The sequence below is a fragment of the Blautia sp. ZXY-1-B12 genome (assembly GCF_056339915.1).
Map to the genome: position 1 here is coordinate 1 of NZ_JBWJVP010000222.1, position 3,425 is coordinate 3,425.

At 49.5% G+C, this 3,425-nt stretch carries 4 protein-coding genes and 1 pseudogene; 4 read left to right on the plus strand and 1 reads right to left on the minus strand.

The window, feature by feature from the left end; translation table 11 throughout:
• A partial coding sequence (locus AC075L_RS14670; RefSeq protein WP_476387854.1) for a helix-turn-helix transcriptional regulator occupies positions 1-249 on the minus strand: 249 nt, incomplete at its 3' end.
• A gap of 228 nt (positions 250-477) precedes the next feature.
• Between AC075L_RS14670 and AC075L_RS14675 the strand changes: the two genes are divergently transcribed.
• From AC075L_RS14675 to AC075L_RS14690, 4 genes and pseudogenes are all read left to right on the plus strand, one after another.
• Positions 478-1,170, plus strand: coding sequence for a response regulator transcription factor (locus tag AC075L_RS14675; RefSeq protein ID WP_007890426.1), 693 nt, complete (start codon positions 478-480; stop codon positions 1,168-1,170).
• Positions 1,167-2,198, plus strand: a complete 1,032-nt coding sequence (locus AC075L_RS14680) for a sensor histidine kinase (RefSeq protein WP_055192238.1) — start codon at positions 1,167-1,169, stop codon at positions 2,196-2,198. Before AC075L_RS14675 ends, AC075L_RS14680 begins: the two co-directional genes overlap by 4 nt.
• 182 nt (positions 2,199-2,380) lie before the next feature.
• Entirely contained in the window at positions 2,381-3,046 is a 666-nt protein-coding gene (locus AC075L_RS14685) for an ABC transporter ATP-binding protein (RefSeq protein ID WP_476387855.1), read from the plus strand.
• Between the two features lie 14 nt (positions 3,047-3,060).
• Positions 3,061-3,425, plus strand: a pseudogene (locus AC075L_RS14690) (ABC transporter permease); the annotation flags it as partial.

Consider the following 3,425-nt stretch of genomic DNA (forward strand, 5'->3'; position numbering starts at 1 on the left):
ACAAGAGCTTGACCTTGCCCCTCCGTCCGCATGAATAAACTGGTCAACTGAAACGTCAAACATAGTAATGAGTTTAACAAAAAGGTCGAAGCTGGGATATTGACCTTTGTTCTCAATATTCATAATGGTACGGGAGTCACGGTCTACTAATTCCGCAACATAGGCTTGTGTCCATCCCTTTTCTTCTCTGGCTCGTTTGAGAGCCGCCCCGAGGCCGTGAAAGTCAAACCTTCTTTCATCTTGGTTCATTCTCATATCACCCTATATCATTGTACATTTCTGGTTGGATTATGAGAATGTAATGAAACTTTATGTAAGGTAGTATTTCATTTCACTATTCACTTGTAAAATCTTGATGTAAAAGCCAACAGGCTATATAATTTATGAAGAAATAATTTTTTCAAAAATTCGTCCGCTGTAACATTTCACGGACATTTGCCTGTTATACTATCTGCAAAAAGCAAAGGAAGTGAGGATATGAAGCAGATTTTAATTGTCGAGGACGACAGTTTTTTGAATAAGATGTTGGCCTATAACCTGACCGCAGACGGCTACGGCGTGACTTCTGCCCTAAATGCCAGAACCGCAGCCGAAGCCATCCGCCAGCGGGAATTTAATTTAGTTCTGCTGGACATCAACCTGCCGGACGGGAACGGTTTTGAACTGTGCAAGCTGATAAAGCCCCAGCACCCGGATACCATCGTGATTTTCCTGACCGCCAACGATCAGGAGAGCGACCAGATACGGGGCTATGAGGTGGGCGCGGTGGACTACATCACAAAGCCCTTTGTGATCGGGGCCTTGCAGCGGAAAATCAAAGCCATGTTCGCCATGCTGGAACACCACAAACCGGCCAAGGACATTTACGACGACGGGCGGCTGTTTCTGGACTTCTCGGAACAGACGGCTTCCTTAAATGGCAAGCCCCTGACCCTATCCCCGATGGAGTACAAAATGCTGAACCTGTTCCGCAAAAATCCCCGGCAAGTGCTGACCCGTGGGCAGCTTTTGGAAAAGCTGTGGGATATAGACGAAAGGTTTGTAGACGAACACACCCTGACAACTTCTATCAGCCGGATTCGCAGCAAGATTGAATCCGACGGCGGCGCGCCCTACATCAAGACCGTTTACGGCATGGGCTATCAATGGACGGGAGGCGAGGCAAAATGAAGTTTCAAAACCTCTCGGTAAAGCGGCTGTTTGGCCGGGTGGCAATAGGGTTTGCCCTCTCCATGTCCGGGATCACCATAGCCCTTTTTCTTGTGACAAAACAGACGGCGGTGCTGCTGACGGGCGGGGCGCTGCTGTTGTGCGCCCTTGTAGGGATTTTTGTACTGACGCAGGCGTTTGGAAAACGGTTATCACAGTTTACCGCTGACCTGTGCCAGACCTTAGACCACATGATTGCCGGAAATGAAGCGCCCCAGCGGCCAGAGGACAGCGAAACCCAGCTTGCCAGAATCGGACACCGGCTGGCAAGGCTTTACCAGATCATGCAGGAGAACCGCCGCCGGGTGGACGAGGAACGGCAGGAGTTACAGACCCTTGTATCGGATATTTCCCATCAGGTGAAAACGCCGGTAAGCAATCTGAAAATGGCGACGGACACCCTGCTGGAAAAGCCTATGGCCGAGGCAGAGCGCACCGACTTTATCCGGGGAATCCGCAGCCAGACGGATAAGCTGGACTTTCTCTTTCAGGCCCTTGTGAAAACCTCCCGTCTGGAAACAGGCGTGATCCAGTTGGACAAGAAACCGGGCCGCCTCTTTGATACCGTGGCACAGGCCATGAGTGGGATCGTGTATGCAGCGGAGAAAAAGGAAATCGCCGTGTCTGTGGACTGCCCGGAGGATTTGACCGTTTCCCATGACAGCAAGTGGACATCGGAAGCCCTCTTTAACCTGCTGGACAATGCGGTGAAGTACACCCCGGCAGGCGGGAAAATCGCTGTGTCTGTGGTGCTGTGGGAAATGTATGTGGAAATCAAAGTGACCGACACTGGCAAGGGCATTTCCGAAAGCAATCAGGCCGCTATCTTCCAGCGCTTCTATCGTGAGGAAGAAGTACACGAACAGCAGGGTGTGGGCATTGGCCTGTATCTGGCCCGCGAGATCGTAACGCGGCAGGGCGGCTATATCAAAGTGGTTTCGGAGCCGGGCAAGGGTTCGGAATTTTCCATTATGCTTCCCTTGCGTTGAGAGAAACTTTCTGCTTCGGGTCAAGTTGGCCTGAAGTGCAGAGATAAAATGAAATGTCCGAGCGTTGTAACATTTCACCTCAATTTTCAATGAATTTTTTTAGCCGCTGTAACATTTCGCGGACATTTGGGTTTTACAATACACTTATCAACAGGTAGGAAGCCTTGAAAGGAGTTTTGAATATGAGCGTTTTACAGACGATTGACCTGAAAAAGTATTACGGTACAGAACCGAACATTACCCGCGCCCTTGACGGCGTAAATTTCTCCGTGGAGGACGGCGAGTTTGTGGCTGTTGTGGGAACCTCTGGTAGCGGCAAGTCCACCCTGCTTCACATGATGGGCGGGTTGGACACTCCCACCAGCGGAACCGTGATTGTCCGAGGCGAAGAACTGGCAAAGAAGAACGACGAGCAGCTTACCATCTTTCGCCGCCGCAACATCGGCTTTATCTTCCAGAACTATAACCTTGTTCCCATCCTGAATGTGTATGAGAACATTGTCCTGCCGGTGGAGCTGGACGGGGACACGGTGGATCAGAAGTTTTTGGACGAAATTGTTCACCTACTGGGGCTGGAAAATAAACTGAAAAATATGCCGAACAATCTATCCGGCGGACAGCAGCAGCGTGTGGCTATCGCCCGCGCCTTGATTACCAAACCGGCTATCGTGCTGGCGGACGAACCGACCGGCAATCTTGACAGCAAGACCAGCACTGAGGTGCTGGGGCTTATCAAGCGCACCAGTGCGGAGTTCCGGCAAACCGTTGTGATGATTACCCACAACAACGATATTGCCCGTCTTGCAGATCGGATTGTCCGCATTGAGGATGGCAGGATTGTGGAATAAGGAGGTGGCAAGCTATGACATGGCCTTTTGAAAATGATACCAGTGACATTGAAAAGAAGCTGGCAAAGCGCAGTTTGCATCGTGAACGGCAGCGTAATTTATTTGCAATCATTGCTCTTGTGCTAACTGCATTTATGATAACTGCGACATTCAGTATTGGTTTTAGTTATTTTGAAACCTACCAAATGCAACAAATTCGGTTAATGGGAACTACCGCTGATGTCGGAATCACAAATGTAACAGAAAATCAGTTGGTTGAAATTTCAAAATCAAACCTTGTCCTTGACGTAGGTATACAGCAGCGTTTAGGTAGTGTTGATACAGAACAACTGAGAAACGCAAGATTAGGTGTAGTATGGATAAATGATACAGAGTGGGA

Bases quoted from the DNA above. Each gene is read 5' to 3' on its own strand.
- AC075L_RS14675 (WP_007890426.1), top strand. From the start codon at position 478: ATGAAGCAGATTTTAATTGTCGAGGACGACAGTTTTTTGAATAAGATG.
- AC075L_RS14685 (WP_476387855.1), top strand. From the start codon at position 2,381: ATGAGCGTTTTACAGACGATTGACCTGAAAAAGTATTACGGTACAGAA.
- AC075L_RS14680 (WP_055192238.1), top strand. From the start codon at position 1,167: ATGAAGTTTCAAAACCTCTCGGTAAAGCGGCTGTTTGGCCGGGTGGCA.